The organism is Arthrobacter sp. yr096 (assembly GCF_900108925.1).
Lineage (GTDB): Bacteria > Actinomycetota > Actinomycetes > Actinomycetales > Micrococcaceae > Arthrobacter.
This window is the reverse complement of the sequence record NZ_FNYI01000004.1, coordinates 320,866-339,011: the sequence shown is the minus strand read 5'-3', so window position 1 is coordinate 339,011 and position 18,146 is coordinate 320,866. Positions and strand designations below refer to the sequence as shown.

Sequence of the window (18,146 nt, the reverse complement as noted above, 5' to 3'; positions counted from 1 at the left end):
AGGCCATCCCCCCAAAATCTGCTGTTAGGAGTACCCCGTGACTACCGGGCAACCCACCATTCTGGCAACATCCGGCGGATACAAGCCGGGCGACCGCACCAGGATCGAGTTCAACCACCTGATGCATTACGCGGTGGAGCTCTCCGGAGTGACCGGCCGCGCGCCCCGCGTGACCCACATCGGCACGGCGTCCGGAGACCAGCGATGGTGGGCAGCGGAAATGGACCAGGCCGCACGCATCGCGGGGTTCGACTTCAGCCATCTCAATCTCTTCACCATGCCGAACATCGAGGACCCGGAGTCTCATCTGCTGGAGCAGGACGTGGTGTGGGTGAACGGCGGCTCGGTGGTGAACCTGCTGGCCGTTTGGCGCGCGCACGGACTGGACCGGGCCCTCCGGAAGGCATGGGAGGGCGGAGTGGTGCTGGCTGGCGTGTCCGCAGGTTCCATTTGCTGGTACCAGGGTGGAGTGACCGATTCCTTTGGCCCTGAACTTCGCCCGGTCACCGATGCACTGGGTTTCCTTCCGTACGCAAGCGGTGTGCACTACGACTCCGAGCCCCGGCGCGCTCCAGCCATCCACAAACTGGTGGCCGACGGCACTCTTGGCGAGACGCACTGCACGGACGACGGCGTGGGGCTGGTGTACCGCGGCACTGACCTTGTGGAGGTGGTGTCTGAAGTGAAGAACAAGGCAGCCTTCCGGGTCACAGCGGGCGCCGGCGAGTCGGTGGACGCTGTGGCTGTGGAGGAACGGTTGGAGTCGCGTTTCCTTGGCTGATCTTTCCCCGGACGACCTTTCACGACTGACCGCTGTTGAGCTCCGCGACGCTTTGGCTTCGGGCGAACTCTCGGCCCGGGAGTCCACGGAACATTTCCTCCGCGAGATCGAGTCCCGGAACAAGCACCTGGGCGCCTTTGTCACGGTCACTGCTGAGAGCGCCATGGCAGCTGCCCACCGTGCTGATCAGCTTCACGCCCGCTTGGTCCGCGAAGGGCGCAGCCAGGAGCAAGCCCTTCTTCACGGGATGCCCACGGCGTTCAAGGACCTCACTGACGTGGCCGGCGTACCCACGACGCACGGCAGCGCCGCCCTGGAACACAAGCCCGCGCCGGAGGATGGCGCTCTCGCGGCAACATTGAAGGGCCAAGGCGTCATCTCGCTGGGCAAGACCCAGGTTCCGGAGTTTGGACTGACGGCGTACAGCGAAAACCGCATTGCACCGCCGTCGCGCAATCCACTGTCCTTGGGTCGAAGCTCCGGCGGCTCATCAGGGGGCAGCGCTGCAGCGGTGGCCGCAGGCTTGGTGCCGTTCGCACCCGGGACCGATGGCGGCGGATCCATCCGGATTCCGGCCGGCGCCTGCGGACTGGTCGGACTGAAGCCAGGCCGCGGCGTAGTGCCATCGGGCGCGAGCGCGGGCGACTCCGCCAGGCTGGTGGTGGCCGGACCACTCGCGCGGACAGCTGCGGACGCAGCGCTGCTCATGGACGCGCTGGTTCCCAGGGATCAAGCCCCCGACGGCGGATACCTCGCCAATGTGGGACGGGCGCCGGAGCCCCTGAAGATCGGCCTGAGCCTGGACAGTCCATGGGCGGCCACCTACCCCTTCAGCATCGAGCCCGAGGCCATGGACGCCTTGGCCCGCGGCACGGAACAGCTCGAAAAAGCCGGCCACACCGTGACCGAAGCGGCAATCCGCTACGACAACCGCTATCCCGAAGCGTTCACCACGGCCTGGACTGCCGGCGTCGGAAGCGCCCGGATAGCACCCCAGCGTGAGGCACTGTTGACGCCACTTACCCGCACGTTCCGGCGTCGGGCGCAACAACGGAGCGCACTGAAACTGAATGAGGCATTGGGTTTCCTGCGGCAGTTCGAGCAGGACACGATCACGCAATACGCGCAATGGGATGTCATCCTCATGCCGACGCTGGCTCAGACTCCGCGGCCCATTGGGTGGTTTACGGGCGGCGGCCACAGCGGCGAGCCGTGGCCCAGCGAGTGGGCCGGCGACGCTGACGAGGACTACAAAAGGCAGTGCGAGTACGCGCCGTGGTCGTCCATGGTGAACGTGTGCGGACTCCCGGCCATCAGCGTTCCCGTGCACGCGACAGTCGCTGGTTTGCCGATGGGAATTCAGCTCATTGGCCGCATGGGATCTGAAGTGTTGCTTCTCCAGCTTGCAGCCGCCCTCGAAGCCGCCTAAACACGACGTCTAGCATATGGAAAGTGGTTGCCCCGGGCATTCATCGATGTGACAATGCCCGCAGTCAGTGCCAGCATTGAGAAAATGAGCACACCTCAAACCACGGCTGAGTCCGCAAAGCCAGCGGGCGATACGTCATTCTTCGGCCACCCAAAGATGTTGGCCAGCCTCTTCTCCGTGGAAATGTGGGAGCGATTCTCCTTCTACGGCATGCAGGGAATTCTGCTTTACTACATGTACTTCACCGCTGAGCAGGGCGGTCTTTCCATTGACCAGGGCCTCGCCGCTGGTTTGGTGGGTGCATACGGTGGTGGCGTGTACCTGTCGACGATCCTCGGCGCCTGGCTCGCCGACCGTCTCTTCGGTTCCGAAAAGGTCCTGTTCGGATCGGCCATCATGATCATGGCGGGCCACATCGCCCTGGCACTCATCCCGGGAATTCCGGGCCTGATCGCCGGTTTGGTTCTGGTGGGCATCGGCTCCGGCGGACTGAAGGCCAACGCCACGGCACTGGTTGGAACCCTGTACGGCGAGAAGGACGAGCGCCGCGACGCCGGCTTCTCCATCTTCTACATGGGCATCAACCTGGGCGGCCTCATCGGCCCGCTGGTCACTGGTTGGCTGCAGACAAGTTACGGCTTCCACATCGGCTTCGGCGCTGCAGCGGTGGGTATGGCGATCGGCCTGGTCATCTACTCCTTGGGCCGCAAGCGCCTCCCGGAAGAAGCACACCGCGTTCCCAACCCGCTCCCGGCGAAGGACCGCACCAAGTACGGCCTGATCTTCCTGGGCATCCTGATTGTGGTGGCCGTTCTGCTCGGCACTGGACTGGTCAACGCCAACAACCTGGCCAGCAGCATGGCCTACGCCGCGATCGGCGCCGCAGTGATCTACCTGTTCCTGATCTTCCGTAGCCCGTTGGTGACCGGCGTGGAGCGCAAGCGCGTAGTGGCCTTCATCCCCTTGTTCATTGCATCGGCCGGGTTCTGGGCACTGTTCCAGCAGCAGTTCACGTTCATCGCCGTGTACTCGCAGGAGAAGCTGGACCGCAACCTCTTCGGCTGGGAAATGCCGGCCGCCTGGGTCCAGTCCATCAACCCGGTGTTCATCATCATCTTCGCCGGTGTCATGGCTGCCCTCTGGACCAAGCTGGGCTCCAAGCAGCCGAGTTCACCGTTGAAGTTCTCCGCGGGCCTGTTCATCATGGGCCTGGCATTCCTTGCCTTCATCCCGTTGGCCGGCGATGGCAAGACTCCGCTGCTGGCACTGGTAGGCATCCTGTTCATGTTCACCCTGGCGGAACTGTTCCTCTCCCCCATCGGCCTGTCCGTGAGCACCAAGCTTGCGCCGCAGGCATTCCACACGCAGATGGTGGCGCTGTTCTTCCTGTCCGTCTCGCTGGGCACCACGCTGGCGGGCATCCTCGCCGGTCTGTACAACCCCGACGACGAACTCCCCTACTTCCTGGGCATCGGTGGCGTGGCAATGGTCCTGGCTATTGGCCTTGCAGCTGCCTCGCCCGCGATCAAGAAGCTGATGGGCGGCGTTCGCTAGGCCGCCGACCCCAACGGACCTGACAACGACGGCGGCCCTTGCGTTTGGTGGGATAACCACCTGACGCAAGGGCCGCCGTCGTACGTGTTTGTTTAGTAGTTGTAACTGCTTCGTGAGGCACCGATCGCGGCAATGAAGATGATGCCGAAGACAACCGTCAGCGCAACGCCGAGGTAACCCATCACCAAGCCGGCGATCGCCATTCCCTTGCCGGCGGGCTCGCGCTTCAAAGCGAGGTGGCCCAGGACCACGGCCGCGATCTGCGGAAGGATGAAGAAGCCCAGGCCAATGTAGACCGCGATGCCACAGCACATGCTGGCGATGCTTAGGCCCTTGGGCTGCGTGGGCATGGCGTAGTAAGCGGGCTGGCCATACGGCGACTGCGGCTGGCCGTACGGCTGTTGGTTGAAGGCCTGCTGTCCGTAAGGCTGCTGCTGGTAGGGGCTGGGCGGCTGGCCATACGGCGAAGGCGGCTGCTGGCTGTAATCGCCCGGGGTGTACGCGCCCTGGCTGCCGGGCGGCGGCTGCTGTGTGTAGAAGTCGTTCTGGCCCTGGGCGTTCTGCGTGTAGGCGCTCTGCTCGTACGGCGGAAGCGGCTGGGTGGCGCCCGGCTCGGGCGTGCCGGACTCAGGAGAACCCTGCACCGGGGTGCTCTCGGGTGCGCTGAACTGTGCGGGCGGAACGTACTGCGGCGGCTCGTAGCCCGCCGGCTTGTCCTCGTTGCCCTTGGATGGCTGATCTGACATGAGAATCCCCCTGCATATTGGTCTTTGATCCCAACACTACCGCCGTCAGGGGCGGCGCATAAGGTAGCGCGCCCGGAGGAGAAGCGCACGGATGAGACGAACGTCATATTCATGCATACGCATGGAATTTTTTCGAGTCAGACTCGGTTTACGTCAATAGCGACTTAAGCTGCGCTGACTACGGAAACTGCGGGATCCGTCCCGCGAAGGAGGAATCATGGGTAACTTCGAAGGCAAAACCGCGCTGGTCACCGGCGGCGGCTCCGGACTCGGAGAAGCGATCAGCAAAGACCTCGCGAAGAACGGCGTCAACGTGGTGGTGGTGGACGTCAATCTCGAGGCCGCCACACGCGTAGCAGACCAGATCACGGCCGACGGCGGCAGTGCCGTTCCGTTCCAAGGCAACACAGCGGTGGCCGAGGACAGCAAGAAAGCCGTCGATTTCGCCGTAGAGAAGTACGGCGCACTGAACTACGCCGTCAACAACGCCGGCATCGGCGGGGCGAGCGCTCCCGTGGGAGAAATCGACATCGAAGATTGGGACCGCGTCATCGCCATCAACTTGAGCGGCGTCCTTTACGGAATGCGGTACCAGGTCCCGGCCATTCTTGCCGCAGGTGCCTCGGAAGGGGCAATCGTCAACATGGCATCCATCCACGGAGCCGTTGCTGCTCCCGGCAATGCCGCGTACACCGCAGCCAAGCACGGCGTGGTGGGCATGACCAAGAACGCTGCTGCTGAATATGGAGCACAGGGACTCCGCGTCAACGCGATCGGCCCAGGCTATATTGATACGCCCCTCTTGGCCGCCGCACCGAAGGAAGTCATCAACGGACTTGAGGCCAAGCACCCGCTGGGCCGTTTGGGACAGGCTGAGGAGATCGCGAACGTCACCACATTCCTCCTCTCCGATAAGGCCAGCTTCATGACAGGCTCGTACGTGCTGGTTGATGGCGGGTACACCGCCGTCTAGCTCTTGCGACTGTTTGGATGGAATTTCGCTCCAGCCCGGTTTGGTCCGGGCGGGAGCGATCTCTTTTGGCTAGCAGGTGCACCTGAACGCGAGGTGAAACTTGGCCGGTTCCCGGGTTGCCCGGGCGCCTTTCGGCGTCACAGGGGCCGGATCCCGGACATTTCCTGTCAGCAGGCCCCATGGTCTGGCATGCTGGACCCCATGGCTAGCCGAGCGGGCACAGTTGCCCTTCCCCAGGACCTTGTTGACATCACAGCCCTGCTGGACGCGTATTTCGACGTAGCTCCGGACTTGGGCGATCCCGCGCAGCGCGTGGCGTTTGGAACGTCGGGACACCGCGGATCCAGCTTGAAGGCGTCATTCAACGAGCCGCACATCCTTGCGATCACGCAGGCAATCGTTGAGTATCGCGGCCGCCAGGGCATCACCGGACCGCTGTTCATAGGACGCGACACCCACGCGCTCAGCGAGCCCGCGCAAAACTCCGCACTGGAGGTACTGGCCGCCAACGGCGTGACCGTGCTGGTGGACGCCCGCCACGGCTACACCCCCACTCCGGCCCTGAGCCACGCGATTCTCAAGTACAACAGCGAGGCCGGCGCCGGCACTCCACAGGCCGATGGCATTGTGGTCACCCCCAGCCACAACCCGCCCGGCGACGGTGGCTTCAAGTACAACCCACCACACGGCGGCCCGGCCGACACTGACGCCACCGGCTGGATCGCCGACCGCGCCAACCAACTGCTCGAGAACGGGCTTCGCGGCGTTAAGCGCATGCCCCTGAACGATGCCCTGGCCGCCGACACCACCGGCAAGTTCGACTTCCTCAGCAGCTATGTGGACGATCTCCCCTCTGTCCTTAACCTTGATGCCATCCGCGAGGCCGGCGTCCGGATCGGTGCCGACCCCATGGGTGGCGCCTCCGTGGATTACTGGGGCGAAATCGGCGAGCGCCACCAGCTCAACCTCACCGTGGTGAACCCCACCGTTGATCCGCAGTGGGCCTTCATGACGCTCGACTGGGATGAGAAGATCCGCATGGATTGCTCATCACCGTCGGCCATGGCGTCACTGATCAAGCGGATGTCCGTGGGTGCCGACGGCACGGCCGCCTACGATGTCGCCACGGGCAACGATGCCGACGCCGACCGCCACGGCATCGTTACTCCCGACGGCGGGCTCATGAACCCGAACCACTACCTCGCAGTCGCCATCGACTACCTGTACCGGAACCGCAGCGGCTGGAACCCGGAGTCCGTGGTGGGCAAGACGCTGGTTTCCTCCTCGATCATCGACCGCGTCGCTGCGGGACTGGGCCGCAAGCTGGTTGAGGTTCCGGTTGGCTTCAAGTGGTTCGTGCCCGGGCTGCTGTCCGGCGAGGGCGCCTTCGGTGGCGAGGAATCGGCCGGCGCATCCTTCAACAAGCTCGATGGCAGCGTGTGGACCACGGACAAGGACGGGATCCTGCTGGCCCTGCTGGCTTCAGAGATCACGGCCGTTACGGGCAAGTCTCCGTCGCAGCTCTACAAGGGCCTCACCGACCAGTTCGGCTCACCCGTCTACGCCCGCATCGATGCGGCAGCCAGCCGCGAGCAGAAGTCCAAGCTGGGCAAGCTCTCTGCTGCAGACGTCACTGCTACCTCCTTGGCTGGCGAAGAGATTACCGCGAAGCTCACCGAGGCTCCCGGCAACGGCGCCTCGATCGGTGGCCTGAAGGTTGTCACGGAGAACGCCTGGTTTGCGGCCCGCCCCTCCGGCACCGAGGACGTGTACAAGATCTACGCCGAGTCCTTCAAGGGTGCCGACCACCTGGCCCTGGTCCAGGAAGAGGCAAAGGCGCTGGTGGACGGAGTTATCGCGTAGTTTCCTCCAGGCTCTGGGCGTCCTGCGTCCAGAGCCTGAGGATGCGCCGAATGGTGTGGTCGCCTTCCGGAGCCATGTCCACCAGGGCTACTTGATCAAGCACGACGGCGTCTCCGGACTTTGGTCTCTTGCCGTCGTGATGCGAGATGTGCGGCCGGTAGCGTTCCATCACGTAGTTCGGTGTAGCGATTCTGCCGCCGACTCCGTTTGCCGCCTCAACGAGTTCTTCATGCAATCCCTGCAGCAGCGGGTTGTGCTCGATGAGGCTCACCGGGATCGATCCCAGATGTCCGAAGCCCGCCTCTTCGCCCACTCGCAGCCGGGTTCCCAGCGCACCCTTGACTGGCGCTTCGGCCAGGTCCGCAAGGACATCGGCGACGTCGGCACCCACGTTCGCGCCGACGTCGAACCTTAACAGCGTGATGTGCAGCGGCCAGTCGCTGCGCGGAAAAACCAGCCCCTGCTGCACGGGCTCGGTGAACGCCACCCAAATGAGGTTCCGCATAGGCATAGTTTGCCACCCGGCACGGCGGACGAAAGCGCGCCGGAGTGAGAGAGCGTTCCGGAAAACACGACGAAAGGTGAGAGAGCGTCGCTGGAGACGCGGACCCTCTCTCACCAAACGGCCGGAAACCCCACACCCTCTCTCACCTTCCTATAGGGTCGGGGCAAGCTCTCTCACCTTCCTATAGGGTCGGGGCAAGCGGAGATCTTATTTGGGGGGGAAATGATGAGGCTTGAAGGTTGGCACATCCTGGTAATTCTGGGCCTGCTTGTAACGGTGGCGGTCGCGATAGCAGTGATCCTGATAGTTCGCCTGGTCATACGAGCCGCTGCCAGACGAAATGACGACCAAGATCCGGGCGCATTCCGCCAATAGCGGTTGCGCTGATGCTTTCCGCGCCCATCCCAGGTCAGCAGTGAGAGAGCGTTCCGGAAAACACGACGAAAGGTGAGAGAGCGTCGGTACGGTACGGACGCTCGCTTACTTCTCCGTGGTGTGCTTACTTCTCCCTGGTGTCCAGAAGGACTCGGAGGACACGCTCGAGGGGCTCGGTGAGTTGATCAGCGGAAGCTGAAGCCAGGGGTTGCACCTCGGTGGCGGTCCGCAGCATCACCAGCCCCAGCATGAGTGCGATAGCCATCTGGGCGCGAAGAAGCAGCGGCTGCGAGGCGGGAACATCCGCATTCCACCCTGCTGCTGCAGCGAGTTGTTCGGTGAAGCGTTCCAAGGTCCTGCGGCGGATCGCGTCGGCGTTCTCATCGCCGGATGAGCGCAGCAGGAGCAGGAGTTGCAGGGGGTCGTCGGCGTTGGGGGCTTCGACGACGTGTGTGAGAAGCCGGGCTATCACCTCATCAACGCTGGATGCGCGAGCCCGGGTTTGAGGATCAAGCTCATCCACAGTGCGGTTCATGCAGGCCTCGAAGAGACCTTCTTTCGATCCAAAATACCTGCTAATGAGAGCGACGTTGACGCCCGCGTCTGCGGCGATGTGGCGGACCGTGGTGGCCCTGTAACCTTCCGTGGCGAAACGCCGTCGGGCAGCCCGGACGAGCGCCCGCCTGGTGACGTCCGCGTCCCGACCCGATCGAATCAATTCGTCATCCGCAAACGTAGCCCCGCCGTCGAGAGCCTTTGATTCCTGCACTTGGTTGCCCACTCCCCCACTCTAGCCCGCCTAGGAGACAAGTAAACGATCGTTGACATAGGTAACTATTTTGATTTATTGTCTAAGTAATCAATCGTTTACATCCCGAGGAGAATCATGTCCAGCACCATCGAGCGCCCTCAAAGCGCGCCGGCACCGGGTCAGGAGGCTCACCGCAAACGGGGCACCGCGATCATCGCCTATCTCTCCTTGGGCGGCCTGTCCTTCGCCGTCCTGCAGTCGCTCGTCGCGCCGGCCCTTGGCACCATCGGCAAGGATCTCGGCGTCGCAACGAGCGACGCCAGCTGGGTGCTCACGGCCTACCTGCTCTCCGCTTCGGTCCTGACTCCGATCCTGGGACGACTGGGCGACATGGTGGGCAAGCGAAAAGTCCTGATCGTGGTGCTGTCACTTCTCCTGGTGGGCACAGTTCTCGCAGCCCTGGCGCCGAACCTGACTGTCTTGATCATCGGCCGCGTACTCCAAGGTGCGGCGGGTGCGGTGATGCCACTGTCCATCGGCATCGTTCGCGATGAGCTCCCGAAGGAACGGGTCAGCGTCACCATCGGATTGCTGTCCGCCATCTTCGGCATCGGTGCCGGTGTTGGAATCGTTGCAGCTGGACCGATTGTCGAGGCCCTGTCCTGGCACTGGCTGTTCTGGCTGCCTGCCGGACTCGTGCTCATCGCCCTCCTCGGCGCCATCTTCGGAATGCCCGAGTCCCCGGTGAAAACTCCCGGCAAGCTCGACATCCTGGGCACCGGGATCCTCTCGGTGGGCCTGGTTGCCGTACTTCTCGCGATCAGCGAAGGCCAGACGTGGGGGTGGGGCGACGGCAAGACCGTCAGCCTGCTCATCGGTGGCGGCATCGCCTTGATCGCGTTTGTGTTGGTGGAACTGCGAGTGGCAGAACCCCTGATCGACGTGCGGTTGTTCCGCAACCGCGGCGTATGGACCGCGCACATCGTTGCACTGGCGTTCGGTTTCGCAATGTTCGGCACGTTTGTACTGGTCCCCACCATCCTTCAGCTGCCCACAGTCCTCGGCTACGGCTTTGGCAAGACCGTGAGCGAAGCCGGCATCTACCTGCTGCCGACCGTCGTTGCCATGGTGATCTCCGGCGTCATCGCCGGCGCACTGATCCGCAAGGTGGGACCCAAGATCCCCATGATCCTTGGCGCCGTGGCCGTCACTATCGCCTTCGTCATTCCCGCACTGGGACACGGCGAAGAATGGCAGATCGTGGTCTCCGGCATTCTCACCGGCATCGGCATCGGGATGGCCCTCGCCGCGACCTCCAACGCGATCGTCGAGAGTGTGCCTGCAACGCAGACCGGCGAGGCCATCAGCGCCAACACCGTGCTGCGCACCATTGGCAGCAGCATCGGCACGGCCGTCATCGCCGCGCTGATCTCCTCCAACGTCACACCGCAAGGCGCCCCCTCCGATGATGCGTTCACCATTGGATTCTGGGTCTCCGCAGGGGTTGGCGTGCTGGCGCTCCTGGCAGCACTGGTGGTTCCCTCCCGGGTGCAACGGCGCCGGAATGCCGAAGTTGCCGGAATCGACGACTTCGACGAAGCCTCGTAAACCGCTTGGCCGCGGTGTAGGCACCGACAACACAGAAACGCCCGCTCACATTCGTGTGAGCGGGCGTTTCTTCTGTGAGAACTTAGACGGTGCGAACAACGTCGTCGTAAGCGAACTTCGGCTTGGCTTCGCCCCAGGCGTCCGGGCCGGGCTGGCCGATGTTGACCACCAGGAAGCTCTTCTGGTCGCCGGCCGGGAAGAACTCTGCGTCGATGGCGGAGAAGTCGGCGCCGGTCATCGGGCCAGCAGCGAATCCGAGGGAGCGCACGGCCAGGATGAAGTAGCCGGCCTGCAAATGAGCGTTGTTGTTGCCCGTAGCAGCGGCGAAAGCGGGATCGGCGTCGTACATTGCCTTGGGCGCGCCGTAGGCGGGCAGGAACTTGTCCCACTGGCCCTGCCAGTCGGTGTCGTACGAGAGGATGGCCACCAGCGGAGCGGAGGCGGTCTTGGCCTTGTTGCCGTTGGAGAGGGTGTCCACCAGCTTGGCGCGGGCCTCGTCCGAGCGGACGTAGGTCACGCGGAGCGGCTGGGAGTTGAAGGCGGTGGGACCGAACTTGGTGAGCTCGTAGATGGCACGGGCTTGCTCGTCGGTGACCTCACCGGCGAAGCTGTTGGCAGTACGGGCTTCGGCAAAAATGGCGTCGACTGCTGCGGCGTCAATGACTGCTTCTTCGTGGACGATCGTCATTCGTAAACCTTTCGCTGGGCCCTGGCCCTGAGTCGGCCGGGCACTTCTGCTTTCCATGGTTGCAACTTCAACTTCCGTTGTCCTCTTCCCGTGACGGCCCGTGACGTTGAGCACACAGCGTGACTCCGCGTGTCGTTTCCTTGCGTTGTGAGGCCCGTTTTGCGCGCTTCCAAGCGCGCGAGGCGCGTAGAGCGGGCCCCGCAATGGCGGTAATGTTGCACCGAATCCCAACACTCTTCTGAGGAAGGCCCGCCATGAGCATGCTCGGCATGAAATGGAAGCTCCACGGCAACGGCAAGTCCATTCGCCCCGGCCACGTGGTGGCACCCGACGAGCGGCTGGCATGGCCCCTGACCATCGGCATCGGCATGCAGCACGTGGTTGCGATGTTCGGCGCCACCTTCCTGGTCCCCATCATCACGGGCATGCCGCCAGCCACCACCCTGTTCTTCTCAGGCATCGGCACACTGCTGTTCCTTGTCATCACCAAGGGTCGCGTACCCAGCTACCTTGGATCGAGCTTCGCGTTCATCGCCCCGATCATGGCGTCCCAGCAGCAGTACGGCGTGAGTGGCGCCTTGGGCGGCGTGGTGCTTGCCGGCGTCGTACTGGCGCTTATTGGTGCGATCGTCCAGAAGTTCGGTGCCGAATGGATCAACCGGCTCATGCCGCCGATCGTCACCGGCGCAATCGTGGCACTGATCGGCCTGAACCTGGCACCCGCCGCGAAGAACAACTTTGACCTGGCGCCCGTTACCGCGCTCATCACCCTGGTCACGATCATCCTGGTTTCTGTTCTGTTCAGGGGGATCCTTGGCCGACTGAGCATCCTGGTGGGCGTCGTGGTGGGGTACCTCGTGGCGATGATGCGCGGCGAGGTCTCCTACGAAAAGATGGACGCGGCCGCGTGGGTCGGCTTGCCGCTGTTCCAGACACCCGAATTCCACATCGGCGTGGTGGGCCTGTTCGTGCCCGTGGTGCTGGTGTTGGTTGCTGAGAACGTTGGGCATGTGAAGTCGGTAGCGGCAATGACGGGCCAGAACCTCGACGGCGTCTCCGGCCGGGCGCTGATGGCCGACGGCGCCGCGACGGTACTTGCCGGGTTTGGCGGCGGTTCAGGTACAACGACGTACGCAGAGAACATCGGCGTCATGGCCGCCACCAAGGTCTACTCGACGGCGGCCTACTGGGTGGCCGGTATCTTCGCCATCCTGCTGAGCTTCTCCCCGAAATTCGGCGAATTGATCGCCACCGTCCCGCCGGGCGTCTTGGGCGGTGCAGCGACGATGCTCTACGGCATGATCGGCGTCCTCGGCGTGAAGATCTGGGTGCAGAACAAGGTCAACTTCTCCAACCCGATCAACCTGACGACGGCCGCTGTAGCTTTGATCATCGGCATCGCGGACTACACCTGGACCATTGGCGAGCTGAAGTTCACAGGCATCGCCCTTGGTTCCGCTGCTGCGCTGGTGATCTACCACGGCATGAAGGGGCTGGCCCGTTGGCGCGGGACCGTCGCCGAGCCGGAGACCGAGACGGCGGGGCTGCCGCCTGCGGTGAAGTCGGCGATGAACGCTGCGGCGAAGAGGGGCGGGAAGAAGGGGAAGTAGGGGCAGCGGAGCTCATGGCGGAACGTGGAATTTCCTGGAGCCAGCCATGGACTTACTGGAGACGGAGCGTGCGCTCCGTCTCCACCTTGACGCCGGGTATTCGCGCATTTGGGTGGCCAGGAAGGTTGACGGCTTTCGGGATCCTTCACGAGCTGAGGTCACGAATGACAGGACCCGCTAGCTCCCGAACTTAGTGTCGAACCGGCTCATAAACGCGGCCATGGCGTCACGGGCAACCGGCTCAAGGGACCGGTAGGTCTTTGTCCCGTTAGCCTCGGCCCACCCGGTACTGATGCCGCTGCTCGCGAGCCAGGTGATCTGTTTGTAGAACGGGTTATTCGTGGCAACATCGGCAAACGGCGACTTCGCGGGAGCGGTGAAAGCGGGAGAGCCGGCCAAACGGTACATGAACGCGGCCATCGCATCACGGGCTACGGGTTCAAGCGGCCGGTAGGTCTTTGTCCCGTTAGCCTCGGCCCACCCCGTACTGATGCCCTTGCTGGCAAGCCACGTGATCTGCTTATAGAACGGGTTATTCGTGGCAACATCGGCAAACGGCGACTTCGCGGGAGCGGTGAAAGCGGGCGAGCCAGCCAGCCGGTACATGAACGCGGCCATCGCATCACGTGCCACAGGGGCAAGAGGTCGGTAGGTCCTGGCACCGTTGGCCTCGGTCCATCCTGTTGAAATGCCGCGGGACCCGAGCCAGTTGACTTCGGCAGTGAATTGGCCGCCGGAAATATCAGAGAAGATGGGTCCCGGGTTCCTGGCAAAGGCGGTCAGATCGGCGAGGGAGCCCCTGAAGACGTTCTGGTCCCCCGGGAACACGCCGGACTCGGCATGCTGCCACAGGGTGTAGTTTTTCCAAGCGGCTGGCAGGGCACCGGGCGTCGACGCCCACCTGGCGATATGCAGCGGGTGATTCCCAAAGCCGTCTGCCTTACCGGTGCACCTATTCCACCAGTCGGTGGTCGTGTAGATGGCCGGAAGGCGTCCGGTTCGCGACAGGATAGTGGTGGAAAAGTCGGAGATCCACGAAATCATCTGGCCCGGGGTCATTCCATAGCAGGCGCCGTCGCCATAGGGGCTGTATTCCAGGTCCAGCAGGGAAGGCAATGTTTTCCCGTCCGGCGTCCAGGCTGCACCGCTCTGGAGGAAGTAGTTGGCTTGCGCTGCACCGGACGACGCATTGGGAAGGGCGAAATGGTAGGCGCCGTGCAGCATGCCGGCAGAAGCAGCCCCCGAGTATTGGGCCTGGAAGTAGGGATTGCGGTAGCCAGTCCCCTCGCTGGCCTTCACGTACGCAAATTTGGCGCCATTGGCGGCGGCCTTGGTCCAGTCCACCACGCCTTGGTGGCTGCTGACGTCCATTCCGCGCACGCCGGACGGCACTGCTAAAGCCGATTCTGTGCCTTGGATGGAGAACAACTTCTGGTCTGCACTTTCATGACCACGAAGGGTCGATCCCATGGCGTGGTCGTTCTGGGCTGCGGGCGATTCTTCGGACGCGGTGGCCGCCCCGGCCCCCGCCGCTGCGAGCATCACGGTGACGAGCACTACAGCCGCGGTTTTCAGGCCACTTGAGCAGCGGGACATGGAGAAGTTCATTCGACGATTCCTTCGGGAGTGCGGGAGGAACCGGCGCCCCCACGTCATTCAGCAAAGCCTACTATCCGGTAGGCATAAGGCAGGCCGCGGGTACTACGATCCGCGGCCTTCCCGCACCACCGGCCGTGCACCGACGTCGTCAGTTTCCAAAGCCGAACCGGCTTCCCACCGCAGCAAATCCCCCGGCTGGCACTCCAGCACATCGCACAGTGCTTCCAAAGTAGTAAACCGCACCGCCTTCGCCCGCCCGTTCTTCAAAACAGCCAAGTTGGCCGGCGTAATACCCACCCGCTCCGCGAGCACGCCCACGGGCATCTTGCGCTTGGCCAGCATGACATCGATGTCCACGATGATCGGCATCAGATCACCTCATCGAGTTCGGCGCGGAGACCCGCGGCCTCGGTATCGCGCGCCACAGCCTGGGCAAGCAGCGTCCGCATGACCAGCACAAGAAGCGCCACGCCTCCGATCACCAACGCAGCACCGCAAATGAGCAGCACAATACCTGGCGCAATCTCACCCGGGGCCAGCAGGACAGCGATCGCAAACATGAGCAGCGCGGCAACAGAAACAGCCCCGAAAATGATGTCCACAAACCGAAAAGCCCCGTGCGAGAACACTGTCCCGCGGCGCACCATGGTCAGCAGCCGCCACACGCAAACCGCAACCACCTGCACGCACAGGATGCCCAGAACGATGATCACCAGCAGCGCAATCCGGGGGCCGTCGGAGGCGCCGGCCTCCACCAGATCAGCTGAGAACAACGGCACCATCCACACCTGCACAAACAACGAACCGGCGAGCACCATCGCAATCACCGCTCGCAGCGCGAGGATCGTCAACTTTCCCAAGGGATCTCCTTTATCGAGCAACAATGAGATTCTATCGATATTCGATCATTATTCAATCGAGGCAGCACCCAGGCAGAATTAGTCAGCTTGCTTACTAAAGCGACGTTCCCTAGGCTGGAACAGGTCAGACAAACAACTCTCACAGCGGCGGCTCACGCCCACAAGGCACCCGCTGCGCAACGAGGAGGAACAATGTCAGAACACAACATCGCAGGCAAGAAGGTCGCATTTCTGCTGACAGACGGCGTGGAGCAGGTTGAACTCACCAGCCCGTGGCAGGCCGTCAAGGACGCTGGCGGCGAGCCCGCCCTGGTGGCTCTATCCAAGGGAAAACTCCAAGGCTTCAACGGCGTTGAGAAGGGCGACACCTTCGACGTCGACCTGGCAGCAGCAGACGCCAACGCCTCCGACTTCGACGCCCTGGTTCTCCCGGGCGGCGTGGTGAACGCGGACAACCTCCGCGTGGACAAGGACGCCCAGAACTTCACGCGCGCTTTCTTCGAACAGCACAAACCCGTGGCCTCGATCTGCCATGGCCCGTGGATCTTCATCGACGCCGGCGTGATCAAGGGACGCAACGTCACCTCGTATCACACGCTCCAATCGGACCTGAAGAACGCAGGCGCCAACTGGACCGATGAGGAAGTTGTGTGCGATCAGGGCTTGGTCACCAGCCGAAACCCGGACGATCTCCCGGCCTTCAACAGCAAGCTCGTGGAGGAAATCTCCGAGGGCCAGCACGCCGGCCAGACCGCCTAGCCCTCCGCAGCGCAGCACCAAAAGCCGAGTGCCGCCGTCGTACTTCTTGTGAAGTACGACGGCGGCACTCGCCTAAGTCACAACGTCGCAATGTTGCGTAGGTCACATCAGGTACGTACGCTGGGGGACGCTGCAGCGTGGCAGCAACCTGATGAAAGGCAATACATTGTCCAGCGACAAGCTCTCCGTAGTTGTTCGCGTCGACGTGGACGGCGAACAGATCCAGATCGCCGCGACCGGTCGCGTCACCACACTGAGTCTCCAGGGCCTCTACCCGGTGGTGCAACGCACCAGGAGCCTGGGCGGCGGTCTCGGCGTCGAAATGGACCTGACCGAAGCCACCGTTGATGCCGACGCGCTGCAACAGCTCCAGGTTTTCGCCGAGCTTCACGAGGTCCCTGTCCGCCTCCGGAACACCAATGTGACGGCCTTGCCGTCCCGCGAACTCCAAACAACCAGCCGCGCCGCCTAACAGGAGAACCCATGCGCAAAGTCACCGCCGGACTGTTCCACTCCGTTGACGGGGTGGTGCAGGACCCCTTCAAATTCCAGTTCGACAGCTTCGACGACGAACTCGGCAAAGGCCTGACGAAGATGATCAACACGGTGGATACCGTGGTGCTGGGGCGCGTCAGCTACCAGGAGTGGGCCGGATACTGGCCGAATGCTTCACGCGACGAGGACTTTGCGGCCTTCATCAATCCGGTGGAGAAGTTCGTCGCCTCCCGCACCCTGACCGGGCCTCTCGAATGGGAGAACTCGCACTTGATAGAGGGCGATGTGGAGCAGTTCGTCGCCGGGCTGAAGAACCGCGAAGATGGCGAGATCGCCGTCTGCGGCAGCATCTCCTTGGTCCGCCAGTTACTGTTCGCGGGCGTTCTCGACGAGCTGACTCTGATGACCCACCCGGTGGTGGCCGGCAGCGGACGGCGGCTCTTTGAGGACGGCGACCCGCTGAACCGGCTCGTACTGAAGGACCAGTACGCCACCAGCAAGGGCAACGTGGTGACCACGTACAGCGTGCGCAAAGACTGAAACGTACGACGACGGGTACCCGGCTTGCGCCGGAACCTCGCCTGTGCGGTCAGCCCAGCAGCAGCGCCGAGCCCAATTCACTCCTGAAATAGAGCACACTCCGGCCGTAGCGCGTTGATGTGACCAGCCCGGCGTCCCGGAGCACCCTGAGGTGCTGGTTCACAGCGGAAGTTGTAACACCAAAGCGAACTCCGAGCTCGGTGGACGAGGCGGGAGCGGCCAACGCCGTCAGCAGGCTGGTCCTGACTTCACCCAGTACCGCAACAATGGCAGCGGGGTTGGCGACCCGCTCCGTTTCCCACATGGCCCCCTGGCCACGCGCGGGATACATCAGCATGGGCGGCATCCCTGCGCTCACGGGCGCCGAGGCCCGGCGGGTGAACATGGTGGGGACCAATGTCAGACCCAGGCCATCGGTCTGCTCGGTCCGGGAAACAGGAGTTTGGAGCCGGATGGAAAGCGCATGTCCATCAAAATCTGCGGTAGCTGACAAGTCGTTGAGCATCGTGAACAGGCCACTTTGTGCAATCTGACGGCCTCGATACACAATGTCAGCTTCCAGGATGGTCCTCATGCGCAGCCAATGCGGCGCGAAGCATGAGTCCCAGAAGTCTTCAAGGACACCCACCATGCGCCGAATGGCCGGACGGGCTGGACCTGCATAGAAAGCAGGGATGACGCCGTGAACACTCATCAAATCCGAGTGGAACTGCTCCGCCGGGATCACTGACAGAGCTGCAAACTCATCATCGATCCGGGTCAAAGGGGACGACGGCCGGGGGTTCAGGAAATCCGGCGTCCAATGTCGCTCATCCACCAGCGCCAGCAAGCCCTCCAGGTTGAGACGGGACCGGGCGTCCTCGGTTCTTCGCAACCAAGGGACTTGCAGCGGGTATCGGCTTGGATCGCGAATAGCCCTCAGGGATAGGCCAAGTTCGCACAACGGGGAGATGCCGAAGCGCACGCCACCCAGATCGGCATCGGAGAGCTCGTACCTCAGCATGAAGCAC

The 18,146-nt window shown here is 63.1% G+C and carries 18 protein-coding genes; 10 read left to right on the top strand and 8 right to left on the bottom strand.

What is annotated here, in order from left to right; translation table 11 throughout:
* The first annotated feature begins 37 nt into the window (after nucleotides 1-37).
* The 3 genes from BMY91_RS12480 to BMY91_RS12470 are packed head-to-tail and all read left to right on the top strand — an operon-like array spanning nucleotide 38 to nucleotide 3,764.
* Complete coding sequence (locus BMY91_RS12480; RefSeq protein WP_090822321.1) at nucleotides 38-781, top strand: Type 1 glutamine amidotransferase-like domain-containing protein; 744 nt, start codon at nucleotides 38-40, stop codon at nucleotides 779-781.
* Nucleotides 774-2,210, top strand: a complete 1,437-nt coding sequence (locus BMY91_RS12475) for an amidase (RefSeq protein ID WP_090822319.1) — start codon at nucleotides 774-776, stop codon at nucleotides 2,208-2,210. The genes BMY91_RS12480 and BMY91_RS12475 overlap by 8 nt, the downstream gene beginning before the upstream one ends.
* Before the next feature lie 54 nt (nucleotides 2,211-2,264).
* The gene (locus BMY91_RS12470; RefSeq protein WP_090822317.1) at nucleotides 2,265-3,764 is read left to right on the top strand and encodes a peptide MFS transporter; all 1,500 of its coding nucleotides are present in this window, start codon (nucleotides 2,265-2,267) and stop codon (nucleotides 3,762-3,764) included.
* A 92-nt stretch (nucleotides 3,765-3,856) separates the two neighbouring features.
* On the opposite strand, the gene BMY91_RS12465 is transcribed toward BMY91_RS12470, so the two are convergent.
* A complete protein-coding gene (locus BMY91_RS12465) occupies nucleotides 3,857-4,510 on the bottom strand; it encodes a DUF4190 domain-containing protein (RefSeq protein WP_090822315.1) in 654 nt (217 codons plus the stop codon).
* A gap of 217 nt (nucleotides 4,511-4,727) precedes the next feature.
* Here BMY91_RS12465 and BMY91_RS12460 point away from each other — a divergent pair, with 217 nt between their 5' ends.
* The gene (locus tag BMY91_RS12460; protein ID WP_090822312.1) at nucleotides 4,728-5,483 is read left to right on the top strand and encodes an SDR family NAD(P)-dependent oxidoreductase; all 756 of its coding nucleotides are present in this window, start codon (nucleotides 4,728-4,730) and stop codon (nucleotides 5,481-5,483) included.
* Between the two features lie 201 nt (nucleotides 5,484-5,684).
* Nucleotides 5,685-7,346, top strand: coding sequence for a phosphoglucomutase (alpha-D-glucose-1,6-bisphosphate-dependent) (pgm, locus tag BMY91_RS12455; protein WP_256212718.1), 1,662 nt, complete (start codon nucleotides 5,685-5,687; stop codon nucleotides 7,344-7,346).
* Here the strand turns inward: pgm and BMY91_RS12450 are convergent.
* On the bottom strand, nucleotides 7,336-7,851 hold the full coding sequence (locus BMY91_RS12450) for a 2'-5' RNA ligase family protein (protein WP_090822307.1): 516 nt from the start codon (nucleotides 7,849-7,851) through the stop codon (nucleotides 7,336-7,338). The genes pgm and BMY91_RS12450 overlap by 11 nt on opposite strands.
* Nucleotides 7,852-8,350: 499 nt before the next feature.
* Nucleotides 8,351-9,007, bottom strand: a complete 657-nt coding sequence (locus BMY91_RS12445) for a TetR/AcrR family transcriptional regulator (protein WP_218143844.1) — start codon at nucleotides 9,005-9,007, stop codon at nucleotides 8,351-8,353.
* 105 nt (nucleotides 9,008-9,112) lie between these two features.
* Between BMY91_RS12445 and BMY91_RS12440 the strand changes: the two genes are divergently transcribed.
* The gene (locus BMY91_RS12440; RefSeq protein WP_090822305.1) at nucleotides 9,113-10,585 is read left to right on the top strand and encodes an MFS transporter; all 1,473 of its coding nucleotides are present in this window, start codon (nucleotides 9,113-9,115) and stop codon (nucleotides 10,583-10,585) included.
* A gap of 82 nt (nucleotides 10,586-10,667) precedes the next feature.
* Here BMY91_RS12440 and BMY91_RS12435 read toward each other — a convergent pair whose 3' ends face one another.
* Entirely contained in the window at nucleotides 10,668-11,273 is a 606-nt protein-coding gene (locus tag BMY91_RS12435; protein ID WP_090822303.1) for a malonic semialdehyde reductase, read from the bottom strand.
* 254 nt (nucleotides 11,274-11,527) lie between these two features.
* Here BMY91_RS12435 and BMY91_RS12430 point away from each other — a divergent pair, with 254 nt between their 5' ends.
* Entirely contained in the window at nucleotides 11,528-12,883 is a 1,356-nt protein-coding gene (locus tag BMY91_RS12430) for a uracil-xanthine permease family protein (protein WP_090822301.1), read from the top strand.
* A 177-nt stretch (nucleotides 12,884-13,060) separates the two neighbouring features.
* On the opposite strand, the gene BMY91_RS23650 is transcribed toward BMY91_RS12430, so the two are convergent.
* The 3 genes from BMY91_RS23650 to BMY91_RS12415 all read right to left on the bottom strand — a co-directional run bounded on the left by BMY91_RS23650 (nucleotide 13,061) and on the right by BMY91_RS12415 (nucleotide 15,342).
* Nucleotides 13,061-14,491: a lysozyme gene (locus BMY91_RS23650; RefSeq protein ID WP_090822299.1), complete on the bottom strand. Its 1,431-nt coding sequence runs from the start codon at nucleotides 14,489-14,491 to the stop codon at nucleotides 13,061-13,063.
* Between the two features lie 93 nt (nucleotides 14,492-14,584).
* Nucleotides 14,585-14,851, bottom strand: coding sequence for a helix-turn-helix domain-containing protein (locus BMY91_RS12420; RefSeq protein ID WP_090822297.1), 267 nt, complete (start codon nucleotides 14,849-14,851; stop codon nucleotides 14,585-14,587).
* Nucleotides 14,851-15,342: a DUF2975 domain-containing protein gene (locus BMY91_RS12415; RefSeq protein WP_090822295.1), complete on the bottom strand. Its 492-nt coding sequence runs from the start codon at nucleotides 15,340-15,342 to the stop codon at nucleotides 14,851-14,853. Before BMY91_RS12415 ends, BMY91_RS12420 begins: the two co-directional genes overlap by 1 nt.
* Nucleotides 15,343-15,534: 192 nt before the next feature.
* On the opposite strand from BMY91_RS12415, the gene BMY91_RS12410 reads away from it, so the two are divergent.
* The 3 genes from BMY91_RS12410 to BMY91_RS12400 all read left to right on the top strand — a co-directional run bounded on the left by BMY91_RS12410 (nucleotide 15,535) and on the right by BMY91_RS12400 (nucleotide 17,136).
* Entirely contained in the window at nucleotides 15,535-16,101 is a 567-nt protein-coding gene (locus BMY91_RS12410) for a type 1 glutamine amidotransferase domain-containing protein (protein WP_090822293.1), read from the top strand.
* Between the two features lie 151 nt (nucleotides 16,102-16,252).
* On the top strand, nucleotides 16,253-16,573 hold the full coding sequence (locus tag BMY91_RS12405; RefSeq protein WP_090822290.1) for a hypothetical protein: 321 nt from the start codon (nucleotides 16,253-16,255) through the stop codon (nucleotides 16,571-16,573).
* Between the two features lie 11 nt (nucleotides 16,574-16,584).
* Nucleotides 16,585-17,136, top strand: a complete 552-nt coding sequence (locus tag BMY91_RS12400; RefSeq protein ID WP_090822288.1) for a dihydrofolate reductase family protein — start codon at nucleotides 16,585-16,587, stop codon at nucleotides 17,134-17,136.
* Between the two features lie 49 nt (nucleotides 17,137-17,185).
* Here BMY91_RS12400 and BMY91_RS12395 read toward each other — a convergent pair whose 3' ends face one another.
* On the bottom strand, nucleotides 17,186-18,139 hold the full coding sequence (locus tag BMY91_RS12395) for an ArsR/SmtB family transcription factor (protein WP_090822286.1): 954 nt from the start codon (nucleotides 18,137-18,139) through the stop codon (nucleotides 17,186-17,188).
* Between the last annotated feature and the right edge of the window lie 7 nt (nucleotides 18,140-18,146).